The organism is Actinomadura soli (assembly GCF_005889715.1).
Lineage (GTDB): Bacteria > Actinomycetota > Actinomycetes > Streptosporangiales > Streptosporangiaceae > Spirillospora > Spirillospora soli.
Genome location: NZ_VCKW01000106.1, coordinates 21,519 through 28,173 on the forward strand (window position 1 = coordinate 21,519; position 6,655 = coordinate 28,173).

Annotated in this window: 5 protein-coding genes; 3 read left to right on the plus strand and 2 right to left on the minus strand. The window is 69.6% G+C overall.

Annotated elements, in window-relative coordinates:
- Window positions 1-53 precede the first annotated feature (53 nt).
- From ETD83_RS45425 to ETD83_RS21035, 3 genes are all read left to right on the plus strand, one after another.
- Window positions 54-3,056 carry a glycosyl hydrolase family 18 protein gene (locus tag ETD83_RS45425; protein ID WP_138646847.1) on the plus strand — a complete coding sequence of 1,001 codons (3,003 nt, stop codon included), beginning with the start codon at window positions 54-56 and terminating at the stop codon, window positions 3,054-3,056.
- Window positions 3,057-3,184: 128 nt separating this feature from the next.
- Complete coding sequence (locus tag ETD83_RS21030; RefSeq protein WP_138646848.1) at window positions 3,185-4,045, plus strand: TIGR03619 family F420-dependent LLM class oxidoreductase; 861 nt, start codon at window positions 3,185-3,187, stop codon at window positions 4,043-4,045.
- A complete protein-coding gene (locus tag ETD83_RS21035; protein ID WP_138646849.1) occupies window positions 4,042-4,476 on the plus strand; it encodes a nuclear transport factor 2 family protein in 435 nt (144 codons plus the stop codon). Before ETD83_RS21030 ends, ETD83_RS21035 begins: the two co-directional genes overlap by 4 nt.
- 3 nt (window positions 4,477-4,479) lie before the next feature.
- Here the strand turns inward: ETD83_RS21035 and ETD83_RS21040 are convergent, their stop codons facing one another.
- Both ETD83_RS21040 and ETD83_RS21045 read right to left on the minus strand, forming a co-directional pair.
- A complete protein-coding gene (locus ETD83_RS21040) occupies window positions 4,480-5,997 on the minus strand; it encodes an MFS transporter (protein WP_230421053.1) in 1,518 nt (505 codons plus the stop codon).
- 8 nt (window positions 5,998-6,005) lie between these two features.
- The gene (locus ETD83_RS21045) at window positions 6,006-6,596 is read right to left on the minus strand and encodes a TetR/AcrR family transcriptional regulator (protein ID WP_138646851.1); all 591 of its coding nucleotides are present in this window, start codon (window positions 6,594-6,596) and stop codon (window positions 6,006-6,008) included.
- Window positions 6,597-6,655: the final 59 nt, after the last annotated feature.

A 6,655-nucleotide genomic window follows, 5' to 3' on the forward strand; every position in this document is an offset into this window, starting at 1 on the left:
TGTTCCTCACAATTAGTATAGTTTCCTAATTATTGAAGGGAACTGAGATAGCCGTGCGCACCAGACCCCCCCTCCGGCGGATCGCCGCCGGAGTCACCGCGCTGCTCCTGATGTTCGGCCTCTCCGTGGCCATGACCACGCCCGCCCACGCGGCGGGCCCGACCGCCGCCTGCCGCACCGTCCAGGAATGGGGCGGCGGCGCCCAGTACACCTGCACGATCACCAACAGCGGCACCGGCGCCACGTCGGGCTGGAAGCTGGAGTTCGACCTCGCCTCCACCGTCCGGATGGGCTCGTACTGGGACGCCTCCCTCGCCAGTTCGGGCACCCACCACACGTTCACCAACCGGAACTACAACGGCACGATCAGCCCGGGCAGCACCGCCTCCTTCGGCTTCCTGGTGTCCTTCACCGGAACGCTGAGCGGCCCGGAGAACTGCAAGCTCGACGGCCAGCCATGCGACGGCGCTCCCGCCGACACCCCGCCGAGCGCTCCCGCGAACCTCCGGACCACCGAGGTCACTCCCACCTCGGTCTCCCTGGCCTGGGACACCGCCGCCGACGACCACGGCGTCAAGAACTACGACGTGCTGAACGGCAGCGCCGTCGCCGCCACCGTCACCGGCACCACCGCCACCGTCAGCGGCCTGACCGCCAACACCCGCTACACCTTCACCGTCCGCTCCCGCGACACCTCCGACCAGCTCTCCGAGGTCGGCGCCCCGGTCAGCTTCACCACCCCGGGCTCGGGGGAGGACGCGCCGCCGTCCAAGCCCGCCGACCTGCGCGTTTCCTCCACCGAGGGCGACACCGTCAAGCTCGCCTGGAACGCCGCCACCGACGACAACGGCGTGACCGGGTACGACGTGCTGCAGAACGGCTCGGTCGTCCAGTCGGTCACCGGCACGACGGCCACCGTCGCCGGCCTGCGTCCGGGGAGCTACCGCTTCGCCGTGCGCGCGAAGGACTCCATCGGCCAGTTCTCCGCGCTGAGCAACGAGGTGAGCGCCACCATCGGCGCCGGCACCGGAGGCTGCCGCCCCGACGGCCTCTACCAGACGCCGAACGTCACCCCCGCGTACTGCGAGGTCTATGACGACAACGGCCGCGAGAAGATGGGCGACGGCCACCCGCGCCGCGCCATCGGCTACTTCACCAGCTGGCGGACGGGCAAGGACAAGAAGCCCCGCTTCCTCGCCAGCGACATCCCGTGGGACAAGGTCACCCACATCAACTACGCCTTCGCGCACGTCGACGAGCAGAACAAGGTCTCGGTCGGCGGCAACAACGCCAACAACCCGGCGATCGGGATGGAATGGCCGGAGGTCCCGGGCGCGGAGCTGGATCCCAGCCTCCCGTACAAGGGCCACTTCAACCTGCTCAACAAGTTCAAGAAGCAGAACCCGAACGTCAAGACGCTGATCTCGATCGGCGGCTGGGCGGAATCGGGCGGCTACATCGACGACAACGGCAACCGCGTCGCCTCCGGCGGTTTCTACAAGATGACCGACAGCCAGGCGAGCATCAACACGTTCGCGGACTCGGTCGTCGAGTTCCTGCGCAAGTACGGCTTCAACGGCGCGGACATCGACTACGAGTACGCCACGTCGATGCAGTACGCCGGGCACCCCGAGGACTTCCAGTTCTCGAACCCGCGGCGCGCCAAGCTGATGGCCGGATACGTGGCCCTCATGAAGACGCTGCGCGAGAAGCTGGACGCGGCGGGCGCGGCCGACGGCAAGCACTACCTGCTGACCGCCGCCGTCTCGGCGTCCGGCTGGATCCTGCGCGGGCACGACAGCTACCAGGTCGTCCCGTACCTGGACTACGCCAACATCATGTCCTACGACCTGCACGGGACCTGGAACCACTTCGTCGGCCCCAACGCCGCCCTGTACGACGACGGAAAGGACAACGAACTCCAGGAGGGCGGCGTCTACAACGCCTACGGAATCGGGTATCTGAATACCGACTGGGCCTACCACTACTTCCGAGGATCGATGCAGGCGGGCCGTATCAACATCGGCGTGCCCTTCTACACTCGCGGCTGGAAGAACGTCCAGGGCGGCACGAACGGGTTGTGGGGCAAGTCCGCCTTGCCCGACCAGAAGCAGTGTCCGAAGGGCACCGCGGGCGATGTCGGCTCCACGACGCCGTGCGGCGACGGCGGAATCGGCATCGACAACATCTGGCACGACCTCGAGAACGGCAAGGAAATGGCGTCGGGCAGCAACCCGATGTGGCATGCCAAGAACCTCGAAAAGGGAATCCAGGGCACCTACATCGGCGACTACGGGCTCGACCCCGCGGCCGACCCCGACGACCGCCTCATCGGCACCTACACCCGCAACTACAACAGCACCATGAAGACGCCGTGGCTCTGGAACGCCACCGAGAAGGTGTTCCTGTCCACCGAGGACGAGGAGTCGCTCGCGGCCAAGGCCAAGTACGTGGCCGACAAGGGCATCGGCGGCATCATGATCTGGGAGCTGTCCGGCGACTACGCCTGGGACCCGGCCCGCAATGGCGGCAAGGGCGAGTACTTCATGGGGAAGACGTTGATCAACGTGATCCACGACAACCTCAAGAACGCCGCCCCGTACGGGAACCTCAAGTCCAGCCAGACGATGCCGACCGACGTCCTCGACGTGAAGGTCGACCTGGTCAACTTCCCGGTCGGCGACGCCAACTACCCGATCACCCCGAAGATGCGCATCACCAACAAGTCGGGCCAGACCATCCCCGGCGGTGCCACCTTCAAGTTCGACTACGGCACGTCCGCGCCGTCGACGATGACCCAGCAGACGGGCTGGACGCTCTCCGTCCAGGCAGGCCACACCGGTAACAACACCGGCGGCCTGAAGGGCGACTTCCACAAGGCCACCCTCACGGTGCCGAGCTACACGAGCATCCCGAACGGCGGCTCCGCCGAGATCGCCCTGAGCTACCAGCTCCCGATCGTCACACCGTCCAACTTCGTCCTCACCTTCGGAGGCAAGTCCTACGTCCTGACCCAGGACAGCCCGAGATCCGCCTCGGTAGGCGGCCTCCGCTGACCAGCTGAACAAATCCCACCCCAAGGCAGGGCGTGCGCCCCCAGCGCACGCCCTGCCCCTTTTCGGGGCGGGGATGGGGTCATGGAGGCGCCCTAGCGGGGAAGTGGAACAGGTTCTAGTATCCGGGGATGAGGTTCACGTATGCGGAGGCGATGACGGATCCGTCGTTCTATCTGCCGTTGGCCAGGGCCGCCGAGGCGGCGGGGTACACGAGCGTTTCGGTGGCCGACTCGCTCGTTTATCCCGAGGAGTCGGACTCGGTGTATCCCTACACCGCGGACGGCGGCCGGGAGTTCCTTGAGGACAAGCCGTTCATCGAGACGTTCACGCTGATCGCGGCGATGGGGGCGGTGACCAGCACGCTCCGGTTCACGCCGTTCGTGCTGAAGCTGCCGGTCCGGCCGCCGGTGCTGGTCGCCAAGCAGGCGACGTCGACCGCCTGCCTGACCGGCGGGCGGCTCGGGCTCGGGGTGGGGATCAGCCCGTGGCGGGAGGACTTCGCGGTGATGGGCGTGCCGTGGGAGCGGCGCGGGCGGCGGATGGACGAGGCCATCGACATCGTGCGCGGGCTGAGCGGCGGCGGGTACTTCGAGTTCCACGGCGAGTTCTTCGACGTTCCGGCGATCAAGATGACGCCGGCGCGGCCGTTCCCGATCCTGGTCGGCGGGCACAGCGAGGCGGCGCTGCGGCGCGCGGTCGTCCGGGGGGACGGGTGGATGCACGCGGGCGGCGGCGACCTGGACGAGCTGCTGGCCAGGCTGAACCGGCTGCGGGAGGCCGAGGGCAAGGCCGGCGCGCCGTTCGAGGTCCACGTGATCTCGCCGGACGCCTATTCGCCCGACGGGGTCAAGCGGCTGGAGGACAAGGGCGTCACCGATGTCATCGTCGGATTCCGGATGCCCTATGAAAAGGGGCCCGACAAAGAGCCGCTGCACGCGAAGATCGAGCATCTCGAGCGGTTCGCGGAGAAGGTCATCGCCAGAACATGAGACGAGAACACGTTATAGCCGGGGAGCATCCGGCGCGGCGGGCCGCGCGGGCCTCCATGGGCGCCGTCACCGCGGGCCGCAAGGACGAATGGCTGGGGCTCTTCGCGCCGGACGCCCTGATCGAAGACCCCGTCGGGCCGTCGTTCCTCGACCCCGAAGGGCGCGGGCATCGGGGACGCGAGGCCATCGAGGCGTTCTGGGACGACTTCGTCTCCACCATCGCGAGCTTCGACTTCGCGGTCGCCGACTCGTTCGCCAACGGCCCCTGCTGCGCCAACGTCGCGACGATCACCACGACGACCGGCGACGGCGCCACGATGACGATCGACTGCGTCCTCGTCTACACGGTGGACGAGGACGGGCTCATCACGTCCCTCCGCGCCCACTGGGAACCGGACCGTGCCATGGCCACGCTCACGAGCCCCGCCTGACGGTCAGTGCCGCTGCTCGGTGATGTCGGTGCCCTTCGGGACGATCGCGAAGACGGCCACCGCAACGGCGATCATCGTGAGGCCGCCGAACAGCGACGTCGTCTGCATCGAGTCGGTGAAGGCGGCGCCCGCCCGGGCCGCGAGGTCGGGCAGGCCCTGCCGGTCCGCGATCGCCACCGCGGACCCGAGGGACTCGCGCGCCGCCCCGGCGCCCCGGGAGTCGAGCGCGCCAAGGTCGTCGTCTAGGCCGATGCGGTAGAGGAGCGCGGCGACGCTGCCGAGGACCGCCACGCCGAGGACGTTGCCCAGGTCGTAGCTGGTCTCCTCGATCGCGGCGGCGTTGCCGGCCTTGTCCCCCGGGCTGCCCGACATGATCATCGCGGAGCCGATGGCGAGCGACCCGATACCGGCCCCGACGAGGCTGAGGGCGACCATGACGTGCGCGTAGGCGAGATCACCGGGGACGAGGAACAGCACGAGCATCCCGGCGCCCGCGATGGCGAGCCCTCCGGCGAGCACGCTTCTGGCGCCCGTCCTCCGGGCGAGCCAGGGCGCGAGCACCGACGCGAGGGTGGCGGTCACGGCGACCGGGAGCAGCCGGACGCCGGTCTCGACCGGGCCGTACCCTACGACCAGCTGCATCCACTGGGCGAGCAGCAGCAGCGCGGCGGCCAGCGCGAACGTCGAGCCCAGCGCCGCGACGACGCCCGCGGTGAAGCGCCGGCTGGTGAACAGGCGCATGTCGAGGAGCGGGTCCCGGCGGCGGAGGCTGCGCAGGACGAACCAGCTCAGGGTCGCGACCGCGATGACCAGCGCGGCCCAGCCGGAGGCGACGGCGAGGCTCTCCTCCTTCGCGAAGCGCTTGAGCGACCACACGAGCAGGACCATGCCGACCAGCGACAGCACGGCGCCGATCCCGTCCCAGCGGCCGGGACGCAGGCGCCGCGACTCGGGCAGGATGAGCGCGCCCGCGACCAGCGCGGCCACCATGAGCGGCACGTTCACGAGGAACGCGGCGTGCCAGGAGAAGTACTCCAGCAGGAGCCCGCCGACGACCGGTCCGACCGCCGCGCCGATCCCCGACACCGCGGCCCAGATCCCGAGCGCCGTCGCGCGCTCGGCCGGGTCGGTGAACACGGTGCGGATCATGGACAGCGTGGTCGGCATGATCATCGCGCCGCCGAGGCCGAGGACGGCGCGCAGCGCGATCACCGTCTCGGCCGACCCGGCGAGCAGCACCAGCGCGGACGCGCCGCCGAAGACGGCGTACCCGGCCAGCAGCATGCGCCTGCGCCCCCACCGGTCGCCGACCGCGCTCGCCGACACCAGCAGGCCCGCGAGGACGAGCGAGTACACGTCGACGATCCACAGCAGCTGGTTCGACGTCGGCCGCAGGTCCGCCGACATGTCGGGGATCGCGATGTTGAGGACCGTGAGGTCCATCGTGACGACCAGCAGGCTCGCGGACAGGACGACGACCGACGCCCACCGCCGCCGCGCCGACGCTTCGGGCTTGCCCATGGCGACGCTCATCGCGTCCCGCCCGCGGGGGGCTCCGTGAACAGTGCCGTGATGGCGCCGGTCAGGAGGTCCAGGTCGAGGGGCTCCTCGTGGAGTGCGGCGTGCCAGGTGGCGCCGTCCGCGAACACGGCCACCGCCGTCGCCCTCGCGACGCCGATGTGCGCGGACAGGATGGCGACCAGCTCGTCGAACCAGCGCAGCGACAGCGAGCGAAGCTGAGGGTCGTGCACGGAGGCCCAGGTCAGCGCACTGTCCGCCTGGACGAGGCGCACGTCCCGCAGGTACTCGTGCATCGCGGACGCGAGCGCGGCGGGCGCCCTGCTCACGTCCCGCATGGCCTCGCGGACGACCGCGAGCCCCTCGTCGATCTCGTCCGCGAGGTACTGCAGCGCCGCCTCGCGGAGGTCGGCCAGGGTCGCGAAGTACTGCGTCGTGGACCCCAGCGGCACCCCCGCCCGGCCCGCGACCAGCCGATGCGTCAGCCCGTCCGTCCCCACCTCGGTGATCAGCTCGGCCGCGGCCTCGACGATCGCCCGCCGCCGCCCCTCGGGATCGCGCCGGCTCCGCGGCCGCCCCGCCGATGCGCTCTCGTCCGGCATGCTCCCCGCTCCCTAATGTACGAATGTACATGTACGATAGTACATCAGATGCCGATCCG

Bases quoted from the DNA above. Each gene is read 5' to 3' on its own strand.
- ETD83_RS21030 (WP_138646848.1), top strand. From the start codon at position 3,185: ATGAGGTTCACGTATGCGGAGGCGATGACGGATCCGTCGTTCTATCTG.
- ETD83_RS21035 (WP_138646849.1), top strand. From the start codon at position 4,042: ATGAGACGAGAACACGTTATAGCCGGGGAGCATCCGGCGCGGCGGGCC.
- ETD83_RS21040 (WP_230421053.1), bottom strand. From the start codon at position 5,997: ATGGGCAAGCCCGAAGCGTCGGCGCGGCGGCGGTGGGCGTCGGTCGTC.
- ETD83_RS21045 (WP_138646851.1), bottom strand. From the start codon at position 6,596: ATGCCGGACGAGAGCGCATCGGCGGGGCGGCCGCGGAGCCGGCGCGAT.